Here is a 22,732-nt window from a genome sequence, read left to right on the forward strand (position 1 = left end):
CCGCTTCCTTGACCTTGATCGATACGACAGTAGCGACACGGCGCAGACGGCGCCGTGCATCCTCTTCCACAATGGCGGTGCTGCGGTTCATCGTGACCGCGGCCACCACATTCCTCGGCCTGCTTGCCGTCACCTTCTTTATCGGCCGCGTCGTGCCGATCGATCCGGCGCTCGCTATCGTGGGCGACCGGGCGCCGGCGCATGTCGTAGAAAGGGTGCGCGAAGAGCTCGGCCTTAACCTGCCGCTCTACCAGCAGTTCTGGATCTATCTCAAGCAGGCCGTGACCGGTGATTTCGGTACCTCCGTGCTGACGACCAATCCTGTCATGGCCGATATTGCCCGGGTGTTCCCGGCGACGATCGAGCTTGCCACGATTGGCACGCTCATCGGGGCGCTGATCGGCGTGCCGCTCGGGGTGCTGGCGGCGGTCAAGCGGGGCAGCATCGCCGACCAGATCGTTCGCGTGATCGGCCTGATCGGTTATTCCGTGCCGATCTTCTGGCTGGGCCTTCTGTCGCTCGTGCTCTTTTATGCGCGTCTCAACTGGGTTGCCTATCCGGGCCGCATCGACATCGTCTACGAATACACGTTCACGCCAATTACCGGATTCTATCTTCTGGACGCCATCTGGCAGGGCCAGTGGGACGTGACCTGGGACCTGTTCCGTCACATCATCCTGCCGGGGTCGCTGCTCGGTTATTTCTCGCTCGCCTATATCAGCCGCATGACTCGTTCCTTCATGCTGAACGAACTGGCGCAGGAATATGTGGTCGCCGGGCGGGCCAAAGGGCTGTCGGAGACGCGGATCATCTGGTTCCACGCGTTGCGCAATGCGGCGGTGCCGCTGGTGACGGTCATCGCGCTGTCCTATGCGGGTCTGCTCGAGGGGTCGGTGCTGACGGAAACCATCTTCTCCTGGCCCGGGCTCGGTCTCTATATCACCAATTCGCTGCAGAATGCCGATATGAATGCCGTGCTCGGCGGAACGATCGCCATCGGCGTCGTTTTCGTCAGCATCAATCTCTTCTCCGATCTTCTGTATCGGACGCTTGATCCCAGGACACGAAACCGATGAGCCGGCCCTCAATAGCCCTGGACGAGACCCCAAAGCCCTATAGCCGCGAATGGCTGCTGTCCGACCGACCCGCCTCGCGCCGCCAGGCCCAACTTGGTCGCGCCTACGTGATCTGGCGCCGGTTCGCCGAGAACCGGCTTGCGCTGCTGGGCCTCGCCATCATCGTGCTGCTGCTGGTGGTGGCTGCGTTCGCCGACGTCCTGGCGCCGCATAACCCGGTGCAGGGCGACCTGCGCAATTCCCGCCTCCTGCCGCTCGGCTCGCCAGGTTATCTGCTCGGCACCGACGACCAGGGCCGCGATATTCTCTCGCGGCTGCTCTACGGTTCGCGGCTGACGCTGCTGGTGGTGGTGTTGGTGGCGATCATCGCCGCCCCGATCGGGCTGATCGTCGGCACTGTCTCCGGTTATGCCGGCGGCTGGGTCGATGCGGTGCTGATGCGGATCACGGACATTTTCCTCGCCTTCCCGAAACTCGTGCTGGCGCTGGCGCTGGTCGCAGCTCTCGGTCCCGGTATCGAGAACGCGATCCTCGCCATCGCCGTCACCTCCTGGCCGCCCTATGCCCGTATCGCACGGGCCGAGACGATGACCTTCCGCAATTCGGAATTCATTTCTGCGGTGAAGTTGATGGGCGCTTCGCCTTTCCGCATTGTGCTGCGCCATGTCATGCCGCTCTGTCTTTCGTCGCTGATCGTGCGCGTCACGCTCGACATGGCAGGCATCATCCTCACCGCCGCCGGCCTCGGTTTCCTCGGGCTCGGCGCCCAGCCGCCGCTTCCCGAATGGGGCGCGATGATCGCCTCGGGCCGCCGCTTCATCCTCGATCAATGGTGGGTCGCCGCCATGCCGGGTTTTGCGATCCTGATCGTCAGCCTCGGCTTCAACCTGCTCGGCGACGGCCTGCGCGATGCGCTCGATCCCAAGGAGGCAGGCCAATGACGGTGCCGGTCAAGCCGCTCCTGACGGTCGAGGATCTGCGCGTCACCTTCCCGACCCGTACCGGCGACGTGCAGGCGGTCCGCGGCGTCTCCTTCGCGCTCGGCCGCGAACGGCTCGGCATCGTCGGCGAATCCGGCTCCGGCAAGTCGCAGACCGGGCGCGCGATCATGGGCCTGACCCCTGGCCACGCCAAGATCAGCGCGCGGAAGCTGGCTTTCGGCGACCGGGATCTCCTGGCCATGCCGGCCCGCGAGCGGCGCGACCTGCGCGGCAAAAAGGTTGCGATGATCCTGCAGGACCCGAAATATTCGCTGAACCCGGTGATGACCATCGGCCGGCAGATCGTCGAGACGCTGAAGACGCACGAGAAGATCTCGACCTCGGCGGCCAAGGCGCGGGCGCTCGCCATGCTGGAGGCGGTGCAGATCAACGATCCGGAACGGGTCTTTTCGCTCTATCCGCACGAGGTTTCCGGGGGCATGGGGCAGCGGGCGATGATTGCCATGATGCTGATCTGCGGCCCGGAACTGCTGATCGCCGACGAGCCGACATCGGCGCTCGACGTCACAGTGCAGCTCGAAGTGCTGGATATCCTCGACAAGCTCGTGGCCGACCGAGGCATGGGGCTGATCTTCATCTCCCACGATCTCAGGCTCGTCTCTTCCTTCTGCGACCGCGTCATCGTCATGTATGCGGGCCGGATCGTCGAGGAACTGCCGGCTGCCAATCTAGCCGATGCGCAGCATCCCTATACGCGCGGGTTGCTCAACTGCCTGCCGACCATTGGTTCCGACCGGCATCCGCTGCCCGTGCTCGACCGCAAGCCGGAGTGGGCGCTATGACATCGGCTCTCTCCATCCGCGACATGGTCGTCACATACGATGAGTTTGCAGCACTCGATCATGTGAATTTCGATATCGGCACGGGCGAATCCTTCGGCATCGTCGGCGAATCCGGTTCCGGTAAATCGACACTCCTGCGTGCAGTCTCGGGCCTTGCCTCCTTCGACCAGGGCACGCTCAGCGTCAACGGCCGTCCCTATTCCGGCCGCAAGCGCGACAAGGAGTTCTACCGCACCGTCCAGACGGTGTTCCAGGACCCCTATGGCTCGCTGCATCCGCGCCAGACGGTCGACCGCTTGCTGCTGGAACCGCTGGTCATCCACGGTTTCACCGATATCGAGACGCGCATCAACCGTGCGCTGGACGAGGTGGGTCTCGGGTCGGGCTTCCGGTTCCGTTATTCACACCAGCTTTCCGGCGGCCAGCGGCAGCGTATCGCGATTGCCCGGGCGCTGATCCTGGAACCGAAGATCCTGCTGCTCGACGAGCCGACCTCGGCGCTGGATGCCTCGATCCAGGCGGAAATTTTGAACCTGCTCGAACAGGCGCGCCGCGACCGTAACCTCACCTTCGTGATGGTCAGCCACGATCTCGGCGTCATCAGCCATATGTGCGAGCGGCTGGCCGTGATGAAAAACGGCAAGGTGGTCGAGACGGTGCCGCGGAAAGCGCTGGAAAACCGCGAGTTTTCCGCCGATTATACCCGCCAGCTGCTCGTCGCCAGCGAGGGTTTTCGCCGCGGCTGACGGGCGTCTCGATTTTATCTATGTCGCTATCCCGAAACCGGTCCCCGCTTTCGGGCGACATGTTTCAGCCGGCAGGATCGCATGCAGCTTCGGGCGCTTATGTATTTCGACGAACTGGTCCGCACCAATTCGATGCGGGCGGCGGCCGAGAATCTCAACGTTGCTGCCACCGCCGTCTCGCGCCAGATCGAGAACCTCGAACACTATTTCGGCACGCCGCTCGTCGAGCGCAGCAATCGCGGCATCAAGCTGACCGCCGCTGGTGAGCTGCTGGCGGCGAGGGCAGGGCGGACGCTGCGCGAACTCGAACATGTCCACCAGCTGATCGACGACCTGCAGGGCCTGCAGCGCGGCAAGGTGGTGATCTATGCGAACGGCGCGACGGTCGCCAACCTGATCGCCCCGGTGCTTGCGGAATTCAGCCTGCGCTACCCGAAGCTGCGGTTCGAGGTGGCGATCACCAGTGCGCGCGAGGCGGTCGAGGCGCTCGCCGCCGCCGAGGCCGATCTGGTCGTGACGCTGTTCGCACCAAAGATTTCCGGGGTGAAGGTGCGGCTGCGCTCCGAGATCACCTATGACGTCATCATGGCCGCTGATCATCCGTCCGCCGGTGCCAGGGAACTGACACTGCGTGACCTCGTCCGGATGCCGCTCGCTCTTCCCGACAAGAATTTCGGCGCGCGACAGGCCTTCGAGGAACTGTTCGCCAAGGACGGGCTGGAACTCGATCCGGTTTTCGTCACCGGTTCCCTGGAGATGCTGAAGGAACTGGTGTTGCGCCGCGCGGCGGTTACGCTGCTGCCAGCGCTTGCGGTGCAGCGCGAAATCGATGCCGGCCAGCTTGCGGCGGTGCCGATCGCCGCCGGCAAGGCGGTGCGCACGCCGATTGATCTGTGCGTCGCGCCGGACCGCCAACTGTCGTTCGCGGCGGGCAAGCTCGTCGATTTCATCGAGCGCTTCATGCGCGGCGCCGATGCGCGCAAATCGGCGCCTAAAAGGGCAAGCGCTTAATTACATTCGGTGTAGCGTTTTCGGCTACACAGAGAACACAAAATTCTGCATTGTGTGTGCACCTGCGAAATGACACACTTTTGGCAATCGACGATCCCGCAGGTGCCGATCAGGCGGGTCTCGTTCCAAAAAAGGGGATGACGGATGGGCAGGATGACGCTTTTGGGCTCTGCGACCATATTGAAGAGTGCAGCTTTTGGCCTTGCGATCAGCGCGGGCCTGCTTTTAGGGCAAACCGGCGCGGAGGCGGCAGCAAAAACCGCGATCACCGTCGGCATGGCGATCGAGCCGGCCGGGCTCGATCCGACGGTCGCCGCACCGGTGGCGATCGGCCAGGTGACCTGGCAGAACATCTTCGAAGGCCTGACGACCATCGACAGGGACGGAAAGATCAAGCCGCAGCTTGCCGAGAGCTGGCAGATCTCGCCGGATGGCCTGACCTACACGTTCAAGCTCCGCCAGGGCGTCAAGTTCCACAACGGCGTCGCCTTCGACAGCGCGGTTGCCAAGTTCTCGATCGACCGCGCCCGCGGCGCAGACTCAGTCAATCCCCAGAAGCGCTATTTCGCCTCGATCGACACGGTCGAGACGCCGAATGCTTCGACGCTCGTTCTGAAACTCAAGCAGCCGGCTGGCAGCCTGCTTTACTGGCTCGGCTGGCCGTCCTCGACCATCGTCGAACCGAAATCGGCCGCCGACAACAAGACGACCCCGATCGGCACCGGCCCGTTCAAGTTCGTCAGCTGGTCGAAGGGCTCCAAGGTCGATCTCGCCAGGAATGCGGACTACTGGAACAAGGCCGTTTCCCTGAAGCTCGATACCGCAGCCTTCCGTTTTATCAGCGATCCGCAGGCCCAGGCCGCGGCGCTGAAGGCCGGCGACGTCGATGCCTTCCCGGAATTCGGGGCGCCCGAACTGATCAAGTCCTTCGAGGGCGACAAGCGGCTGACGACCGTTATCGGCAATACCGAACTCAAGGTCGTCGCCGGCATGAACAACACCCGCAAGCCGTTCAGCGACAAAAAGGTACGTCAGGCGCTGATGATGGCGGTCGACCGCGCTACCGTCGTGGAAGGCGCCTGGTCCGGTTTCGGCACGCCGATCGGCAGCCACTACACGCCGAACGACCGCGGCTACAAGGACCTGACCGGCGTCTATCCCTATGATGTCGCCAAGGCGAAGGCGCTGCTTGCCGAGGCCGGCTTTCCGAACGGCTTCACCTTCACCATCAAGGCGCCGCAGATGGCCTATGCGCAGCGCACCTCGCAGGTGCTGCAGGCGATGTTTGCGGAAATCGGCGTGACGATGAACATCGAGACCACCGAGTTCCCGGCGAAATGGGTGGCCGACGTGCTGAAGGCCGCCGATTACGACATGACCATCGTCGCGCATGCGGAGCCGATGGACATCGACATCTATTCCCGCGATCCCTACTACTTCAACTACAAGAACCCGGCCTTCAACGACGTGCTGAAAAAGGTCGAGATGACCTCCGATGCCGCCGGACAGGAAAAGCTCTACGGCGAGGCTCAGACCATTCTCGCCAACGACGTGCCGGCGCTCTTCCTGTTCGTCATGCCGAAACTCGGTGTATGGGACGGCAAGGTGAAGGGCCTGTGGGAAAACGAACCGATCCCTTCGAACGTCCTGACGGATGTTCATTGGGTAGAGTGAAGCAGGCTTATGAGCTGGAATAGAGTGGTAACCGCGAGCTCCCTCTTCTCCCCAGCCGGGAGAAGGTGGCCCGAAGGGTCGGATGAGGGGGGCGCGGCTAACACTTCGCCTTCCACTTCAGTTGCTGCAATCGATCCACTGGATCGATTGGCCCGGCTCCGCCGGCCCCCTCATCGCCTCGCGTCCGCTCGGCACTTCTCCCCGTGGGGGAGAAGAGGGAGGTGATGAACCCATGATCTCCATCGTCATCCGCCGAACCTTGAGCCTTGCCGTGACGCTGCTCATCGTCTCGTTGCTGATCTTCACCGTCATGGACCTGCTGCCCGGCGATCCGGCGGCGATCATGCTCGGCACCTCGGCGAGCCCGGAAACGCTCGCGGCGCTGCAGAAACAGCTGGGTCTCGACCAGCCGCTCCCCGTGCGCTATCTCGCCTGGCTCGCCGGGGTCTTTCGGGGCGATCTCGGGCAGTCCTATACCTATGGCGTGCCGGTTGCGGGGCTGATCGGCGAACGGCTTGCGGTCACTCTGCCGCTGGCGCTGATCGCCATCGTGCTCTCGGTGGCGATCGCCATTCCGCTTGGCGTTCAGGCGGCGCGCAAGCACAATGGGCTCTTTGATTTCGTCGCCGGATTGTTCTCCTATATCAGCATCGCGGTGCCGGCCTTCTGGGTCGGGCTGCTGCTGATCATCCTGTTCTCCACCATGCTCGGCTGGATGCCGGCGGGCGGGTTTCCCGGCTGGGATGCCGGGCTGTTTGAAGGCCTCAAGGCGCTCCTCCTGCCGGCCGTGGCGCTCGCCCTGCCGCAGGCCGGCGTGCTGACGCGCGTGGCGCGGGCCGCGGTTCTGGAGGTGATGAACGAGGATTTCGTGCGCACCGCCCGCGCCAAGGGCCTGAGCGAGGGTATTGCCATCTGGCGGCACGCCGTCCCGAACGCGCTGGTGCCGGTGTTCACCATGCTCGGCCTGCAATTCACCTTCCTGATCGCCGGCGCGGTGCTGGTCGAGAACGTCTTCAACCTGCCGGGCCTCGGGCGGCTTGCCTATCAGGCGCTCTCCCAGCGGGACATCATCGTCATGCAGGATGTCGTGCTGTTCTTCTCGGCCCTGGTGATCCTGATGAATTTCCTGGTCGATCTCGCCTATCTGGTTGTCGATCCGCGCCTCAGGGCCGGTGCGCAATGAGGAAACTGCTTCGCCGCCCTGTCTTCCTCATCGGGCTCGTCATCACGCTGGTGCTGTTTGCCGTGGCGCTGCTGTCGCTTGTCTGGACGCCGTTCCCGCCGACGAAAATGAACATCGTCCACAAACTCAAGGCTCCCCTCGATTTCGGCCTCCTCGGCACCGACCAGTTCGGCCGCGACGTCGCCTCGATGCTGATGGTCGGAGCCTGGAATTCGCTGTCGACCTCCATTCTCGCGGTGCTTCTCGGCGCAAGCGTCGGCACGGCCATCGGCGTCGTCGTCGCCATGCGGCGGGGCTGGCTGGAACTCGTCGTCATGCGTGGCTGCGACATCATCTTCGCCGTTCCGCCAATCCTCTCGGCGATGATGCTCGGCGCCTTCATCGGCTCGGGCCGGTTCACGGCGATCATCGCCATCGGCGTGTTCATGGTGCCGGTCTTTGCGCGGCTTGCGCTCGGCGCTGCCCTGCAGATCTGGACGCGGGATTATGTCACCGCCGCCGTCAGCATGGGCCGCCCGAAAGCCAAGATCACGCTCGTGCACGTGCTGCCGAACATCTCCAACCAGATCATCGTGCAGGTGACGATCCAGCTCGGCCTCGCGATCCTCACCGAAGCCGGCCTCTCCTTTCTCGGTCTCGGCATGCCGCCGCCGACGCCCACCTGGGGGCGGATGCTGGCCGACGCGCAGACTTTCCTCGGCCAGGCACCGTGGCTGGCGCTGATGCCGGGGCTTGCCATCGCGCTCGCCGTGCTCGGCCTCAACATGCTCGGCGACGGCCTGCGCGACCTCCTCGATCCCCGCGACAATTCCTGATTTCGAAAAACGAAGATATTGCGATGAATGACCTCTTGAAATTGACGATCCGTGAGTTGCTCGATCTCTATTCGGCCAGGAAGCTCTCGCCCTCGGAATACTGGCTGGCGGTCGAGGACCGCATCGCCGCCTTCGAGCCACATGTGCAGGCGCTCTATCTCTACGATCCGGACAGCGCCAGGGCGCAGGCCGCAGCCTCCACCGATCGCTGGATGAAGGGCACGAGGCTTGGGCCGCTCGACGGCATTCCGGTGACGCTGAAGGAACTGATCGCCACCAAGGGGCAGCCGGTGCCACTCGGGACCGCCGCGGTCGAACTGGTGCCGGCCACGGAAGACGCGCCCATTGCCGCGCGGATGAGAGAGGACGGCGCGGTGATCTTTGCCAAGACCACCTGCCCGGACTACGGCATGCTCTCCTCCGGCCTGTCGAGCTTCCATCACCTCAGCCGCAATCCTTGGGATCTCACCCAGAACCCCGGCGGATCGAGCGCCGGCGCGTCGGCCGCCGGTGCCGCCGGTTTCGGCCCTCTGCATATAGGCACGGATATCGGCGGCTCGGTGCGCCTGCCGGCCGGCTGGACAGGGCTGTTCGGCTTCAAGCCGAGCCAGGGCCGTATTCCGGTCGATCCCTATTATGTCGGCCGCTGCGCGGGGCCGATGACCCGCACCGTCGAAGATGCCGCCTTCTCCATGGCGACGCTGTCGCGTCCCGACTGGCGCGACGGCACCTCGCTGCCGCCCAACGATTTCGACTGGCTGGATTTCGACGTCGACGTCAAGGGTCTGAAGATCGGCCTGATGCTCGACGCCGGCATCGGCCTTGCCGTCGAGGACGAGGTCCGCGATGCGGTCGTGGCCGCCGCCAAACGCTTCGAAGAGGCAGGGGCGATCGTCATGCCGGTCGAACCGGTCATGAACCGCATCATGCTCGACGGGCTAGACAGTTTCTGGCGCTCGCGCTTCTGGGGCGATATCGAGAAAATGCCGGAAGAGCGCCGGGCGCTGATCCTTCCCTATATCTACCAGTGGGCGGAAGGCGGGACTTACATTTCCGGCGTCGAGGCAGTGCGCGGTTTCAACCAGACGATCGAGATGCGCAAGGCCTGCGGAAGGCTGTTCACAACCGTCGATGCGGTGATTTCGCCGACCAATCCGATCGTTTCCTATCCGGCGGAATGGGCCTCGCCGACCAACGATCCCTCGAAACCTTTCGAGCATATCGGCTTTACGGTGCCGTGGAACATGTCGGAACAGCCGGCCTCGTCGATCAACTGCGGTTTTTCGAAATCCGGCATGCCGATCGGCCTGCAGATCGTCGGCCCGCGCTACGACGACCTGCTCGTGCTGAAGCTCTCCAGGGCCTTCGAACAATGGACCGGGGGCGTTTCCGCCTGGCCCGAGCCGCCGGCCCCTTAAGTTTTCCAAACCTTCCGGGTGATTTCCGCTTCGGCGCAACCGTGCCGGGGAACAATCGCGCCTTTGCAGCGTTCAACGGCGGCGACAAGAACCGTGAAGTGAGTGGCGTGCGCCGCTCGCTTGGGGGGACCGATCCCGTTCCACGTTTCCGACGCCGTTTGATTCTGCGCAAAGCCTTCCGCGGCGCGCATCCTCTAAGGTCCGCAAAACAGGAGATCCGATATGCCCGCAGCCAACCCCACGACCGACTTCGCCCGCAACGGCACCGGCCAGAATTCGTCAGCCAGCAAGGATGTCGAAGCCCAGATTCAGCAGCTCCGTGACGATATCGCAGCGCTTACCCGCAGCGTTGCCGCGGTTGGCACCGAGAAGGCCAGCGAATACAAGGGCAAGGCTCGCCGCGTCGCCGGCGATGCCGCCGACGCCTCGATGCACATGGTGGAAGCTGCGCGCGATCAGGCACTGTCTATGGAAAGGGACCTGGAGCGTCAGATCCGCTCCAACCCTATCCAGGCCGTCGCTATCGCCGCCGGCGTCGGCTTCCTGTTCGCGCTGCTGACGCGCCGCTGATGATGGCAGGACTTGGTCCCCTGTTGGCTTCGCTCGCCGCGATGGATGTCGCGGCGTTCACGCGCAGGCTCAAAAGAAACGCGGCCCTTTACGCGCTGGTGCTGCTTTTCCTGCTGACCGCTTATGGGCTGCTGGTGGCGGCGCTCGCCGTCTATCTCGCCGGCATATGGGGGGCGCCGATAGCGTTGCTGGCAGTCGCCGGCGGCGCGCTTGTGCTGGCACTCGCCGTCTATCTGTGGGTCGTGATCGCCAACAGTGTCGAACAGCGTCGTAAACGGGAAGCCGCAACCTCCAACAGTTCCAAGGCGCTGATGATGACGGCGGCTCTGACGGCATTGCCGTTGCTCGTCAAATCCCGCCCGCTGCTGCTCGTCGCGGTGGTCGGCGGTCTAGGCTTCCTCGCAGCGAAAACCATGGGTGCTTCGAGCCGCCGAGATCCCGAGCCGGCCGAGTAGCGGATTTTTCGGCCGCCCGATCGTCTACGGCTGCCTGCCTCGCGCAGGCGGCCGTATTTCGCGTTGTGCTGGGGGGCTGCTCTCGACGAAAGAGGGCCTCCCAGAACAATAGCAGGCGGTTTGTGATCGCCCTGTGTCTTTTGTAAATGACTGGGCGTTCTTTCGGTGGTCTAGCCGATTTTCGTTGTCGAATCTCGGGCGGACTTAATTGTTGCGAATCCTCGTTGTCGATCGGGAGTTCCTGGTGGCCATGGAAGTGGAAACCGTTCTTACCGAGGCGCTTGCCTGCGAGGTTAAGATCGCTACGCCGCGCACCTATGCAATGGATCTGGAGCAAGGCCTGTTTGACGTCGTCGTCATCGACTCCGCCCTGGTTCGAGGGGAGAGCGAGGATGCCGCGCTTCGGTTGAGAGCCTGCGGGGCCGGATTGGTTTTCACGACGCTCAGTGTCGACGACATGGACGGTCTGAAGGGTTGGGACGGAATAGCCGTCGTCGCAAAACCGTTCGACGACCACCACCTCGTCGACGCCGTCAAAAACGCCGCCCGGATGTGAGCGGCGTCTTCTCAAGTGTGGAAGATCAGCTGCCGAAGGCGCGGGAGGTGATCGCCGCGTCGCCTGCGTCCGGGCCGTAATCGCCCTCGCCGGATACGCCTAGCAGCTCCTGGAGGCGAGTGCGGGCGCGGCTGACGCGGCTCTTGATCGTGCCGACGGCGCAGCCGCAGATGGCAGCCGCCTCCTCATAGGCGAAACCGGCAGCGCCCACGAGGATGATCGCTTCGCGCTGATCGTCGGGCAGTTTGTCGAGGGCCTTGCGGAAATCCTGGAGGTCGAGCCGGCCGTACTGTTCCGGATGGACCGAAAACCGCTCGCTGAACAGGCCATCGCTATCCTGCACCTCGCGTCCGCGCTTTCGCATCTGGCTGTAGAATTCGTTGCGCAGGATGGTGAACAGCCAGGCCCGCATGTTGGTGCCGGCGGTGAAGCTGGTCTGGTTCGCCCAGGCCTTCATGATCGTATCCTGCACGAGGTCGTCCGCCTTGTCGTGCCGGCCGGTCAGGGATACAGCGAAAGCGCGCAGATTGGGCAGCGACGCGAGGAGGTCGCGTTTGAAGCCGCGATCGTCGATCTCGTCTTCCTTACTCATTTTGCGTTCACCGGCTTAGCGTTCTTCTCTGCCTGTTCCAGGCGTTCGAGAAGATCGAGGAAACGATCCGGAATACCTTCTTCCTGTACTGCGTCGTAGAAGTCCCGTAACTTGCGGGATATGGATGCATTCGGCGGCACCGCTCCGGGTCGGACTTCATGGGGCTGGATTGCTGTCATCTCTTCTTTTTTTCTATTGTCGTCGTCACTCATCACGCGGGCAGCCTGTTGCGATATCGTCGGGCAGAAGAATTCCTGGCGGCAAAAAAAGTTCCACTCTTGCGGAACTTTTTTTCCAGGCCCACGTTCATAACAGGTCAATTGCCCACTGGGCACCGAGGGAGATTTTGTATGTCACTCACCACACGCGTTGCGTCTCACCTTCCATATCTGCGTCGGTATGCTCGCGCCGTCACCGGATCACAGACCTCGGGAGACGCCTATGTTGCCGCGGTCCTGGAAGCGTTGATCGCAGACGTTTCGATATTCCCCGAAACGTCCAAGGACCGTGTCTCGCTCTATAAACTCTTTGTTACAATTTTTGGTTCCACGAACATTGAGATTCGCCCCATCGAATCGCCGTTCGCCTGGGAGCAGCGCGCGGCAGCCAATCTCTCGATGCTTCCCTCTCAGTCGCGGCATGCCTTTCTGCTGGTCTCGGTCGAAGGTTTCAGCATCGAGGAAGCCGCCGAAGTCCTCGAAGTCAGCACTGCCGAGGTGAACCGCCTGCTCGAAGACGCGACCCGCGAAATCTCTCGGCAGGTGGCAACCGACATCATGATCATCGAGGACGAGCCGCTGATCGCGCTCGACATCGAGCAGATGGTGCAGGATCTCGGCCACCGCGTCACGGGTATCGCCCGCACCCACAAGGAAGCGGTATCGCTCTTCCAGTCTTCGCACCCGAAAATGGTGCTGGCCGACATCCAGCTTGCTGACGGCAGCTCCGGGATCGACGCGGTCAACGAAATCCTGAAGTCTTCGAGCGTGCCGGTGATCTTCATCACCGCCTTTCCGGAACGGCTTCTAACCGGCGAACGCCCGGAACCGGCCTTCCTGGTCACCAAGCCGTTCAATCCGGACATGGTGAAGGCCTTGATCAGCCAGGCGCTGTTCTTCAACGAAGCCGTCAGGGCCGCTGCTTGATCCCATCGGCGGCAGTCGGGCCGGCAGGCCGGAACAATATACAACAGGTGGGCGTTCTGGCGCATCCGAAGAGGAAAACCCATGTTGTATTATGCTCTTGTCTGCCTGCTCGTGGCGATTGTCACCGGTGCGCTCGGCTTCAGCGGCATAGCGGGAACGGCAACGGGTCTCGCCCAGCTCCTGTTTTTCCTCTTTCTCGCACTGCTGCTGATATCGCTGGTCGTCGGGTTGTTCCGGCGCGTTTGACGTCCTATAAAAGGCGGATAATCATGCTCATAAATGCGGGTATCCATGCGTTCGGCAGGCGCCCAGTTTTCCCAGCTAGCCCGCGGACGGAGTGAGGAATTTGGTGCATCCCCTGACATGGCAGCAGGCTGGTCAGAGTGATGACAAGTTACGTGAATTTTTCATGCCGGCGCTGGTGGATCTCGGCGCCAGCATCATGATCCAGGACGCCGGCCGGAATTACCTCTTCGTCACGCATCTTCCGGAGGTCTGGGCTGTCGAGCATGTCAGGACACCCACCGATGTCAGCCTGTTCGGCGAGGAGGTCGGGGCAAAGCTCGCGACCCTCAAGGACGGCATGACGGAAGCCGGGCGCAAGGGCCATATCGAGATTACCATAGGCACCGAGCAGATCTACGAGTTCCGGGTCCAGACAGTGGAATTCTCCAATGGCGGCCTGCATTTCGTCACCACGATCATCGACCGCTCCGAGGAGCGTCACCGCGAGCGGCTGTTGCGCGCGCTGCTGCGGGAAGTCAGCCACCGTTCCAAGAACCTGCTCGCCATCATCCAGAGCATCGCGCTGCAAACGGCCCGATATTCGGGTTCGCTGGAGCTGTTTCTGCACAAGTTCCGGGGGCGGCTCTATTCCCTTTCGCAGAGCCAGGACCTGATCACCGATTCCAGCTGGCGCGGCGCCTACTTTTTCGAGTTGGTGCAGCAGCAGACGGAAAAATACCTGCCAGAGAACAAGCATCTGGTGCGCGTCCACGGCGACAATATTCTTCTGACGCCGAACGCCTCGCTGCATATCGGACTGGCGCTGCATGAGCTGATCGTCAACGCTGTCAGCCACGGCTCGCTTTTGCGCAGCGGCAGGGTGATCAACGTCACCTGCACCCGCATGCATCTCAACGGCCATGACTCGCTCGAAATGATCTGGGACGAGGTGCTGGACGCCAGCCGCAGTCCCGAAGATACCGAGGACTCGCTGAAAGCGCATTTCGGCAGCACCGTGCTGGAACGTGTCGTTCCGGCCTCCGTCAACGGCAAGGCGCAATACGTCATCTCCAGCGACCGCATCAGCTATCGGCTGGTCTTCCCGCTGGAGAGTGGCGGGGACTGAAAGAGAGTCGGTAGTGATTGGTCGTAGTGAGTAGTTTTCGAGGTCGGCCTGACGTCTCGCGACGAAGGTATTTGCTGAAATCCCGCGCTCTGTCGTAGCGATCATCACCCACTACCCACAAAACTGAGCTGGCTCGGTTCCGATTGACGGAGCCGAGCCAGTTCGTCTCTTCGAGGGGGATTGAAGAGTATGTCCGAAGGCTTTGTAGGGCGGGGACGGGGGGTCGCCTTCGAACATTCATATAACGAGCGCCCCGGAAATAGGTTCCGGCAGTTCGAAACTTTTTTCAAAATTTTTTCAGGGCTGTTTTTGGGGCTGGGCCGAATGAAAAATGGCGGCTTTGCAGCCGCCATTCGGATCGAGCCGGTGTCCGTAAGATCAGTGCTTGAGTGCCCTTGGGTCGAGCGCGTCGCGGATAGCGTCTCCCATGTAGTTGACGCTGAGCACCGTGGCGGAGATTGCCAGTCCCGGCCACAAAACGCGCGAAGGCGTGAGTTGCAGGAAGTTTGCCCCATCGAACAACAGCCGTCCCCAGGTCGGGAAATCCGAGGGAAAGCCGAGGCCGAGGAAGCTGAGCGCTGATTCCGTGATGATCGCCGAGGCGATGCCCAATGTCGCGGAAACCATGATCGAGCTCAGCACGTTCGGCAGGATGTGCTTGAGGATGATCCGATATTCCCGCATGCCGCTCGATTTCGCTGCCAGGATGAATTCCTGGCTTTTGACGGCCAGCACGTCGCCGCGCACGATGCGGGCGGTGTGCATCCAGCTGGTGATCCCGATCACGAAGACGATCAGGATGAAGATGCCGGTTTCGGGCCCGAATGCAGCCCGCAGGGTATCGCGGAACAGCATCAGGATGACGAGCAGCAGCGGCAGCAGCGGCAAGGCCAGGAACAGGTCGGTGATGCGCATCAGCGGCCCGTCGAGCCTGCGTATATATCCGGAAACCACTCCGACCAGCGTTCCGAGGAAGAGCGCCAGCAGCATGGCCGTGATGCCGACCGCAAGCGAGATGCGGCCGCCGGCAAGCACCTGGGCAAGCATGTCCTTGCCCAGGTTGTCGGTACCGAACGGATGAGCCAGAGACGGCCATTGGTTCTTGTCGCGGATGTTGATGGCGTTCGGGGCCACGCGGTGGATATACGGGCCGACGAAGACCGCCAGGACTATGAAGGTAAAGACGATAAGCCCGACGACGCCGCCTCTATGGGCACGGAACTGGCGCCAGATGTCTGCAAGGGCCGATCGGGTGGGAGTTGCCGCCTTGGCGGGCGGCGCGGTTGCGACGGTCGCATCAGTCATAACGGATCCTCGGGTCAAGAATGCCGTAGAGCACATCGGCGATGAGGTTGAAGAGCACGATCAGCACCGCGAAGATGAAGGTCAGGGTCTGAACGAGGGGGATATCGGCACCCTGGACGGCGATGATCAGAAGTTGGCCTAGGCCATTCACGCGAAAGATCTGCTCGGTAATGATGGCGCCCGAGAAGATCGTCGGCACGCCGAGCGCGATCACGGTGACGACCGGGATCAGGCTGTTGCGCAAAACGTGGATCAGCAGAACCGACTTTTCCTTGACGCCCTTGGCCCGCGCCGTGCGCACGTAGTCCTGGTGCAGGTTGTCCAGCATCGAGGCCCGCACGAAGCGGGTGATCTGCGACGCGTTGAAGAGCGACAGCACCGCCACCGGCAAGGCCATCTGCTTGATCTGCTGGACGAAGCTCGAGAAGTCGGTGACGACAAGGTTGGTGTCATAGACCGACGGGAACCATTGCAGATAGGAGGAGAAGATCACCACCAGCAGCACGCCGGTGAAGAAGGTCGGTACCGAATAACCGACCATCGACACGAACGTGCCGATCTGGTCGAAGATCGAATACTGCTTGTAGGCGGAGATGACGCCAATCGGAACGGCGATCAACACTCCGAACACATAGGCGAGACCGACGACCCACAGCGTCTGGGGCAGGCGCTGGACGATCAGGTCGACCACCGGGCTTCTGGTCGCCCAGGAAAGCACCCGCATGCGGTTTCCATCGCCGAACTGCCAACCGGTCATGCGTTCGAGGATGTTGAGGGGTTCGTTGATGAAGAATTGCTGCAGCCAATAGAGGTAGCGGAAGAAGAACGGCTGATCGAGGCCGAGCGATGCGCGGATCTGTTCGCGGACCTCTGGCGGGATCGTCAACGGCAGGTCGCCGGTGGGATCGTTGGGTGCAAGATCAAGCAGCGCGAAAATGACGAAGCTGATGATCAGCAACGTCGGGATTGCGAAGAGCAATCGCCGCAAAGTGTATGTGAACATCCATTAGTCTCCAGACTAGCACGGAGAAGAAAATGCGGGCGCCGGGCCTGCCCCTGGGGCAGGCCCGGCGATCGGCATTACTTCGCGCGCGACCAGTCGGCGACGTTCCACAGTTCGCTGTCCCACGCATTCATCTTCACGCCGGCGAGCTTGAGAGAATGCGAGGAGACGCTGCCGCGATGGACGAGCGGGATATGCGCGCCTTCCTCGGTCAGCATGTCGTTGAGCTGTTTGGCAAGCGCGGCGCGCTTGTCGAGTTCGGCGGTCTTGGAGAGTTCGCCGACCAGCTTGTCATAGGCCGGGTTGCAGTAACGCGGGATGTTCTGGCCCTGCCAGCCGTTCGCCGGGCTAGGCACCTTGTCGCACAGCCATTCTGCGAGATACTTTTCCGGGTCGGTGCCGTCGAAGTTGTTGGTGTACATTTCGACGTCGGCATAGAACTTTTGGAAGGTGTCCGGGCTTGCCGGATCGCCGCCGAAGAAGACCGAGGCGCTGGCATTGCGCAATTCGGCACCAACGCCGATCTGTGACCACATGTCCTTCACCAGTTCCTGGGTCGCCTGGCGAACCGAGTTGGTGGAGGTCGCGTAGAGGTAGGAGAGCTTCACGCCGTTCTTGGCGCGGATGCCATCCGGACCCTTCTTCCAGCCGGCATCGTCAAGCAGCTTGTTGGCTGCCACGAGATCCTGCTTCAGGCACCAGCTGTCGTTCTTGGTGGAAGCGACTGCTGCCGGTGCGGGCACGATGTTGCAGGTCGCCTTGCCGGCTGCGCCATAACCGGCCTCGACGATGATGTCGCGGTCGATGGCAAGCGAAAGCGCGCGGCGGACTGCCGGGTCGGAGAGCGACGGATGCGGGCCAGCGTCCTTGGTTGAGCGCTTTGCGCCAAGCGACGGATCGGCATTGTAGTGGTTGAGGTTGATACGTTCGACCTGCGTGCCGAAGGACGTCACCAACTTGCCCTTGCCGGCGGCAACCATCTTGGCGAGGATTTCCGGCTCTACCTGCATGTTCCAGGCATAGTCGTATTCGCCGGTTTCGAGAACGGCGCGCGCGGCCGACGCAGCATCACCGCCACCCTTGAGGGTGACCGACGCGAAGGCCGGCTTTGCCGTATCGCGGTAGTTCGTGTTGGCGGTCAGCGTGATGACGTCGTTCGGCTTGAATTCCTTGACGACGAAAGGACCGGTGCCGATCGGGCCGAAATTGGCCGAGGTGCAGCCCGGGGCCTTGGCGCCGACGCAGTTTTCGAACTGCTTCTTCTGGATGACCGGCGACTGCGCGCCGACGAAGGCGCTGTAGGGATAGGGCTTCGGTTCGGTGAATGTGATCTTGACCGTCTGCGGATCGGGCGCCTCGACGCTCTTGACGCCCTCGTACTGGGCGGCCTGGGCGCAACCGCCGTCCGGCGCGATGCAGTATTTCCAGGTGAAGATGACGTCGTCAGCGGTAAAAGGCGTGCCGTCCGACCACTTGACCCCTGGCTTGATCTTCCAGGTCATGCTCATCAGGTCCTTGGCGACGCCGCCGTTTTCGACGGTCGGAATCTCGGTGACCAGCGTCGGCACGAGCCCGCCCTTTTCGTCGTAGCGGGCGAGCGGTTCGATCACCATCGAGGACGCGTAGACTTCCTTGGTGCCGCCGGAGAGGTAGGGGTTCATCGTTGAAACGGCCTGCCAGAACAGGATCTTCAGATCCCCGTCAGTGCCGGGGGCCGCGTAGGCGGCCGAGCCTGCGAAGGCCAGGGCGGCTACGGTGCCGGCCAGAAGAAGTTTGAGGTTTTTCATGCTGCTATTCCCCTTATCGTTCTCTTATGAGTTGTGGTTGGGCATGCCGGTCAAGCCGGCTTTTTATGCCTCGGGACTGCGAAGTCGCCTTCCTCAACTTATTGACTTCGCAGCGTATTTCTTGTCCGTTCCTCCTCCGAAACTACTTCAAGAACAAGTTTCATCCTGCCGCTTTTGGCGAGCATGATCAAATTTTGAGCCATCTAAGCATAGGCCTATTTTCCGTTCAAGCCGGAAAATTGAAGCTTGCAAAATCGTGTCTTCGCGTCGCAATATCCGCTCCGACCAGAGTGGGAAACAGCAAGAAAACAATGAGGTCTGCGTAATGCCAGTCATCAATCGCGTCGCGGAAATGCAGGATCAGGTCGCCGAATGGCGGCGCCATCTTCACGAGAATCCGGAGCTGCTCTACGACGTTCACGAGACCTCGAAATTCGTCGCCGAGAAGCTGAAGGCATTCGGTTGCGACGTCGTCGAGACCGGCATCGGCAGGACCGGCGTCGTGGCAATCATCAAGGGCAGCCAGGGCGATGGTCCGGTGATCGGTTTCCGCGCCGACATGGACGCGCTGCCGATCCTCGAAACCTCCGGCAAACCCTGGGCTTCCAAGACGCCCGGCAAGGCGCATTCCTGCGGCCATGACGGCCATACCGCCATGCTGCTCGGCGCGGCTCAATACCTTGCCGAGACCCGCAATTTCAAAGGTTCGGTCGCGGTGATTTTCCAGCCGGCGGAAGAGGGTGGCGCGGGCGCGCTGGCGATGATCAACGACGGCATGATGGAGAAGTTCGGCATCAAGGAAGTCTACGGCATGCATAACGAGCCGAAGCTTCCGGTCGGCAGTTTCGCCACCCGCAAGGGCGGTATCATGGCGGCGGCCGACACGTTCGAGATCACTGTCCACGGCCGCGGCAGCCATGCCGCGCAGCCGCACAATTCGATCGACCCGATCCTGATCTCCTCGCATATCGTGCTGGCGCTGCAGTCGATCGTCTCGCGCGAGACCGACCCCCTGAAGTCGCTCGTCGTCACCGTCGCCTCGATCCACGGCGGCGAGGCGAGCAACGTCATCCCCGGCTATGTCAAGATGGCCGGAACGGTGCGCACGCTGCTGCCGGAAACCCGCGATTTTGCCGAGAAGCGCCTGAGCGAAGTGGCTCAATCGACCGCGATCGCCCATGGTGCGACGGCCGATATCATGTATCGCCGCGGTTATCCGGTCACCTTCAACCACGATAACGAGACGGATTTCGCCGTCGAGGTCGCGGCCAAGGTTGCCGGCCCCAAGGCCGTGCAGACCGGCATGGCACCGCATATGGGCGCCGAAGATTTTTCGTACATGCTGGAGAAGCGCCCGGGCGCCTTCATCTTCATCGGCAATGGCGATACCGCCAGCCTCCACAACGCAGCCTACGATTTCAACGACGAGGCAATTCCCTTTGGCGTCAGCTACTGGGTCACGCTCGCCGAAACCGCGCTCGCCGCCTGATCCGAAGGAGATTTCCATGCTGCTTTCCGGCACTTCCATGGAACAGGGCGGCGGTTCGGTGACCCCCGTCCTGTCGGTCCGCAATCTTTCCACCTCGTTCCGGGTGAACGACGAATGGCGCACCGTGGTGCGCAATATCTCGTTTGACGTTGCACCGCGCGAGACGGTGGCGATCGTCGGCGAATCGGGCTCGGGCAAGAGCGTCACCTCGCTGTCGATCATGCGGCTGCTGCCGAAGAATTCGAGCAGGATCGAAGGCCAGGTCTTCCTCAACGGCCGCGAACTGCTGTCGCTGCAGGAAGAGCAGATGCGCCGCGTCCGCGGCAAAGACATCTCGATGATCTTCCAGGAGCCGATGACCTCGCTCAACCCGATCTTCCCGATCGGCAAGCAGATCGCCGAGGCGCTGACGGTCCATACCGACATCAGTAATGCCGATGCGAAAAAGGAAGTCATCCGCCTGCTCGAAAAGGTGCGTATCCCTAACGCCTCGTCGCGTTTTGACGAATATCCGCACCAGTTTTCCGGCGGCATGCGCCAGCGCGTTATGATCGCCATGGCACTGGCGGCGAGACCTAAGTTGCTGATCGCCGACGAGCCGACCACTGCGCTCGACGTGACGATCCAAGGCCAGATCCTCGACCTCATCAAGGTGCTGCAGGAAGAGGAGGGCATGTCGGTCCTCTTCATCACCCATGACATGGGCGTGGTGGCCGAAGTCGCCGACCGCACCATCGTCATGTATCGCGGCGATGCGGTGGAGACGGGCGAGACCGGCGACATCTTCCACCGCGGCCAGCATCCCTATACCCGCGCACTTCTGTCCGCCGTGCCGCGTCTCGGCTCGATGGGCGAGCGCAAGCTGCCGTTGCGTTTCCCGATCGTCGATATCAAGACCGGCGAACAGATGCTGCTTGCCGACGTCACCGACACGGTCGGCAAAGGCAAGACGCCGATCCTGGACGTCAAGGACCTGACCACCCGGTTCGACATCCATTCCGGCCTGTTCGGCCGCAAGTCCGGCGCGGTCCATGCGGTAGAAAAGGTCTCCTTCGATCTGTTCCCGGGCGAGACGCTGTCACTCGTCGGCGAATCAGGCTGCGGCAAGTCGACCACCGGCCGCTCCGTCACTCGCCTGATCACGCCGACCAGCGGTGAGGTCACCCTCGACGGCTATGAGGTTATGAAGCTTGACCAGCCGACGCTGCGCCAGATGCGCCGGTCGATCCAGATGGTGTTCCAGGATCCGTTCGCCTCGTTGAACCCGCGCATGAGCGTCGGTTCGGCGGTCATGGAACCCTATATCGAGCACGGCCTCGGAACCAAACAGCAGGCCCGCGACAAGGCGGCGAGCCTGATGGAGAAGGTCGGCCTTTCTGCCGACATGATGAAGCGCTTCCCGCACGAGTTTTCCGGCGGCCAGCGCCAGCGCGTCGCGATCGCTCGCGCCCTGATGCTCGACCCGAAGATCATCGTGGCGGACGAAGCGGTCTCGGCGCTCGACGTGTCCATCAAGGCGCAGGTCTGCAACCTTCTCCTTGACCTGCAGCAGAGCCTCAATCTTGCCTTCCTGTTCATCAGCCACGACATGGCGGTGGTCGAACGGGTCAGCCACCGGGTGGCGGTCATGTATCTCGGCGAGATCGTCGAGATCGGCCCTCGTGCGGCAGTGTTCGAGAACCCGCAGCATCCTTATACGCGGAAGCTGATGTCCGCCGTGCCGATTCCGGACCCGTCCCGCCGGCGGATCAAGCGCAACATGTCGACCGACGAAATCAAGAGCCCGATCCGCCCGGTCAACTACGTGCCGCCGAAGCGGGAGTACCGCGAGGTGAGTGCGGGGCATGTGGTGCAGGTGGCGTGAGGGTTTTCCGCGCCGTGATTGATCGCTGAATTTGCCGGTCACCCGGATTTCTGGTATCTTTGTGGTGTCAGAAATCCGGGCGGTTTGCCGTCTTGATATGAGGATACTTTCTCACATGAGCGACAAGGACACGATCCGGCAACGCACGCTTGAAGCGGCGCACCTCCAAATGATCGAGGGCAATCCCCTCGATGCGGAGCAGATCGCGATGTTCGAAATGTTCGACCGCGAGGGTTGGTCGCCGGAACGCCAGAGGGCTTACATTCTTGAGCGAGCCCGTGCCGCCGCTGCACAGCAAGCGGCGGAATGAGCGACGATCCTTACGTCTATCCAGGGACTGGTGTTCTCCGAAACAAGCTCGGCCTAGCCGACGCTGACAAGTTCGACTATTACGAGCGCGAAATCGCGACCATGCGAGCCCGCGAAGGTATCCCGCAAGGCGACTTCGATCTCAAGCACCTGAAGTCAATCCACCGCCATCTCTTCCAGGATATCTATGAATGGGCGGGACAGATCCGCACCGTCGAAATTTCCAAGGGCGAGAGCCAATTCCAGTTCCGGCAATATATCGAAACCGGTATGGCAGATGTTCACCGCCGCATCGTGAAGTCCGATTTTCTGCAAGACCTGGAGCGATCGGTGTTCGCGGCGGAGGTAGCCCGGATCATCGGTGATGTGAACTACGTCCATCCTTTTCGCGAGGGGAACGGCCGCACCCAGCTGCAATACTTGAAACAGCTTTCTGAGCGGGCAGGCCATTTGCTCGACCTGACCAAGATCGATGCGGCCGGATGGCTGGAGGCGTCGAAAGAGGCTCATCGCGCCCGATACGATCTCATGGGGCAGGTGATAGACAATGCGCTGCGCATGGCGTGAGGGAGTGGCCGTCACGAGGTGCCCCTCAGGCTA

The 22,732-nt window shown here is 62.1% G+C and carries 24 protein-coding genes; 19 read left to right on the top strand and 5 right to left on the bottom strand.

The annotated features are described in order from the left end of the window. Positions 1–71 precede the first annotated feature (71 nt). From C5J26_RS00370 to C5J26_RS00430, 12 genes are all read left to right on the top strand, one after another. Positions 72–1,076 carry an ABC transporter permease gene (locus C5J26_RS00370; RefSeq protein WP_371681890.1) on the top strand — a complete coding sequence of 335 codons (1,005 nt, stop codon included), beginning with the start codon at positions 72–74 and terminating at the stop codon, positions 1,074–1,076. Then, entirely contained in the window at positions 1,073–2,017 is a 945-nt protein-coding gene (locus C5J26_RS00375; RefSeq protein ID WP_046634445.1) for an ABC transporter permease, read from the top strand. Before C5J26_RS00370 ends, C5J26_RS00375 begins: the two co-directional genes overlap by 4 nt. Beyond that, complete coding sequence (locus C5J26_RS00380) at positions 2,014–2,859, top strand: ABC transporter ATP-binding protein (protein ID WP_046668352.1); 846 nt, start codon at positions 2,014–2,016, stop codon at positions 2,857–2,859. The genes C5J26_RS00375 and C5J26_RS00380 overlap by 4 nt, the downstream gene beginning before the upstream one ends. Then, positions 2,856–3,605: an ABC transporter ATP-binding protein gene (locus tag C5J26_RS00385; protein WP_105400053.1), complete on the top strand. Its 750-nt coding sequence runs from the start codon at positions 2,856–2,858 to the stop codon at positions 3,603–3,605. Before C5J26_RS00380 ends, C5J26_RS00385 begins: the two co-directional genes overlap by 4 nt. Positions 3,606–3,686: 81 nt before the next feature. Next, positions 3,687–4,616 carry a LysR family transcriptional regulator gene (locus tag C5J26_RS00390; RefSeq protein ID WP_046634449.1) on the top strand — a complete coding sequence of 310 codons (930 nt, stop codon included), beginning with the start codon at positions 3,687–3,689 and terminating at the stop codon, positions 4,614–4,616. 144 nt (positions 4,617–4,760) lie between these two features. After that, the gene (locus tag C5J26_RS00395) at positions 4,761–6,290 is read left to right on the top strand and encodes an ABC transporter substrate-binding protein (protein WP_105400054.1); all 1,530 of its coding nucleotides are present in this window, start codon (positions 4,761–4,763) and stop codon (positions 6,288–6,290) included. Positions 6,291–6,522: 232 nt separating this feature from the next. Continuing rightward, the gene (locus tag C5J26_RS00400; RefSeq protein ID WP_105400055.1) at positions 6,523–7,473 is read left to right on the top strand and encodes an ABC transporter permease; all 951 of its coding nucleotides are present in this window, start codon (positions 6,523–6,525) and stop codon (positions 7,471–7,473) included. Further along, positions 7,470–8,288, top strand: a complete 819-nt coding sequence (locus C5J26_RS00405) for an ABC transporter permease (protein ID WP_105400056.1) — start codon at positions 7,470–7,472, stop codon at positions 8,286–8,288. The genes C5J26_RS00400 and C5J26_RS00405 overlap by 4 nt, the downstream gene beginning before the upstream one ends. Before the next feature lie 23 nt (positions 8,289–8,311). Next, complete coding sequence (locus C5J26_RS00410; protein ID WP_105400057.1) at positions 8,312–9,706, top strand: amidase; 1,395 nt, start codon at positions 8,312–8,314, stop codon at positions 9,704–9,706. A 222-nt stretch (positions 9,707–9,928) separates the two neighbouring features. Next, the gene (locus tag C5J26_RS00420; protein ID WP_105400059.1) at positions 9,929–10,276 is read left to right on the top strand and encodes a YqjD family protein; all 348 of its coding nucleotides are present in this window, start codon (positions 9,929–9,931) and stop codon (positions 10,274–10,276) included. Further along, entirely contained in the window at positions 10,276–10,731 is a 456-nt protein-coding gene (locus C5J26_RS00425; protein WP_172745728.1) for a hypothetical protein, read from the top strand. Before C5J26_RS00420 ends, C5J26_RS00425 begins: the two co-directional genes overlap by 1 nt. A 211-nt stretch (positions 10,732–10,942) precedes the next feature. Beyond that, positions 10,943–11,287 (top strand): hypothetical protein, encoded by a 345-nt coding sequence (locus C5J26_RS00430; RefSeq protein ID WP_172745729.1) that lies wholly within the window; start codon positions 10,943–10,945, stop codon positions 11,285–11,287. 25 nt (positions 11,288–11,312) lie between these two features. Here the strand turns inward: C5J26_RS00430 and C5J26_RS00435 are convergent, their stop codons facing one another. Together C5J26_RS00435 and C5J26_RS00440 are read right to left on the bottom strand one after the other, a co-directional pair. Further along, positions 11,313–11,879: an RNA polymerase sigma factor gene (locus C5J26_RS00435; RefSeq protein ID WP_037077490.1), complete on the bottom strand. Its 567-nt coding sequence runs from the start codon at positions 11,877–11,879 to the stop codon at positions 11,313–11,315. Further along, on the bottom strand, positions 11,876–12,058 hold the full coding sequence (locus C5J26_RS00440) for a NepR family anti-sigma factor (protein ID WP_105400872.1): 183 nt from the start codon (positions 12,056–12,058) through the stop codon (positions 11,876–11,878). Before C5J26_RS00440 ends, C5J26_RS00435 begins: the two co-directional genes overlap by 4 nt. 171 nt (positions 12,059–12,229) lie before the next feature. On the opposite strand from C5J26_RS00440, the gene C5J26_RS00445 reads away from it, so the two are divergent. The 3 genes from C5J26_RS00445 (at position 12,230) to C5J26_RS00455 (ending at position 14,375) form a co-directional block, all read left to right on the top strand. Beyond that, the gene (locus C5J26_RS00445; protein WP_105400062.1) at positions 12,230–13,024 is read left to right on the top strand and encodes a response regulator; all 795 of its coding nucleotides are present in this window, start codon (positions 12,230–12,232) and stop codon (positions 13,022–13,024) included. An 81-nt stretch (positions 13,025–13,105) separates the two neighbouring features. Beyond that, positions 13,106–13,270 carry a DUF1328 domain-containing protein gene (locus C5J26_RS00450; RefSeq protein WP_105400063.1) on the top strand — a complete coding sequence of 55 codons (165 nt, stop codon included), beginning with the start codon at positions 13,106–13,108 and terminating at the stop codon, positions 13,268–13,270. 163 nt (positions 13,271–13,433) lie between these two features. Next, positions 13,434–14,375 (top strand): sensor histidine kinase, encoded by a 942-nt coding sequence (locus C5J26_RS00455; protein ID WP_245437366.1) that lies wholly within the window; start codon positions 13,434–13,436, stop codon positions 14,373–14,375. A 378-nt stretch (positions 14,376–14,753) separates the two neighbouring features. Here C5J26_RS00455 and C5J26_RS00460 read toward each other — a convergent pair whose 3' ends face one another. The 3 genes from C5J26_RS00460 to C5J26_RS00470 all read right to left on the bottom strand — a co-directional run bounded on the left by C5J26_RS00460 (position 14,754) and on the right by C5J26_RS00470 (position 18,470). Beyond that, entirely contained in the window at positions 14,754–15,680 is a 927-nt protein-coding gene (locus C5J26_RS00460; protein WP_046628988.1) for an ABC transporter permease, read from the bottom strand. Further along, positions 15,673–16,683 (bottom strand): ABC transporter permease, encoded by a 1,011-nt coding sequence (locus tag C5J26_RS00465; protein WP_046604447.1) that lies wholly within the window; start codon positions 16,681–16,683, stop codon positions 15,673–15,675. The genes C5J26_RS00460 and C5J26_RS00465 overlap by 8 nt, the downstream gene beginning before the upstream one ends. 77 nt (positions 16,684–16,760) lie before the next feature. Further along, on the bottom strand, positions 16,761–18,470 hold the full coding sequence (locus C5J26_RS00470; RefSeq protein WP_105400065.1) for a peptide ABC transporter substrate-binding protein: 1,710 nt from the start codon (positions 18,468–18,470) through the stop codon (positions 16,761–16,763). A gap of 325 nt (positions 18,471–18,795) precedes the next feature. Here C5J26_RS00470 and C5J26_RS00475 point away from each other — a divergent pair, with 325 nt between their 5' ends. The 4 genes from C5J26_RS00475 to C5J26_RS00490 all read left to right on the top strand — a co-directional run bounded on the left by C5J26_RS00475 (position 18,796) and on the right by C5J26_RS00490 (position 22,699). After that, positions 18,796–19,959: a M20 aminoacylase family protein gene (locus tag C5J26_RS00475; RefSeq protein WP_105400066.1), complete on the top strand. Its 1,164-nt coding sequence runs from the start codon at positions 18,796–18,798 to the stop codon at positions 19,957–19,959. A gap of 16 nt (positions 19,960–19,975) precedes the next feature. Next, positions 19,976–21,823 (top strand): ABC transporter ATP-binding protein, encoded by a 1,848-nt coding sequence (locus C5J26_RS00480; protein WP_105400067.1) that lies wholly within the window; start codon positions 19,976–19,978, stop codon positions 21,821–21,823. Between the two features lie 115 nt (positions 21,824–21,938). After that, the gene (locus C5J26_RS00485; protein ID WP_105400068.1) at positions 21,939–22,133 is read left to right on the top strand and encodes a hypothetical protein; all 195 of its coding nucleotides are present in this window, start codon (positions 21,939–21,941) and stop codon (positions 22,131–22,133) included. Next, the gene (locus C5J26_RS00490; RefSeq protein WP_105400069.1) at positions 22,130–22,699 is read left to right on the top strand and encodes a Fic family protein; all 570 of its coding nucleotides are present in this window, start codon (positions 22,130–22,132) and stop codon (positions 22,697–22,699) included. The genes C5J26_RS00485 and C5J26_RS00490 overlap by 4 nt, the downstream gene beginning before the upstream one ends. Positions 22,700–22,732: the final 33 nt, after the last annotated feature.

This window comes from Neorhizobium sp. T7_12, from assembly GCF_002968535.1.
In the GTDB taxonomy this organism is placed as follows: Bacteria; Pseudomonadota; Alphaproteobacteria; order Rhizobiales; family Rhizobiaceae; genus Neorhizobium; species Neorhizobium tomejilense.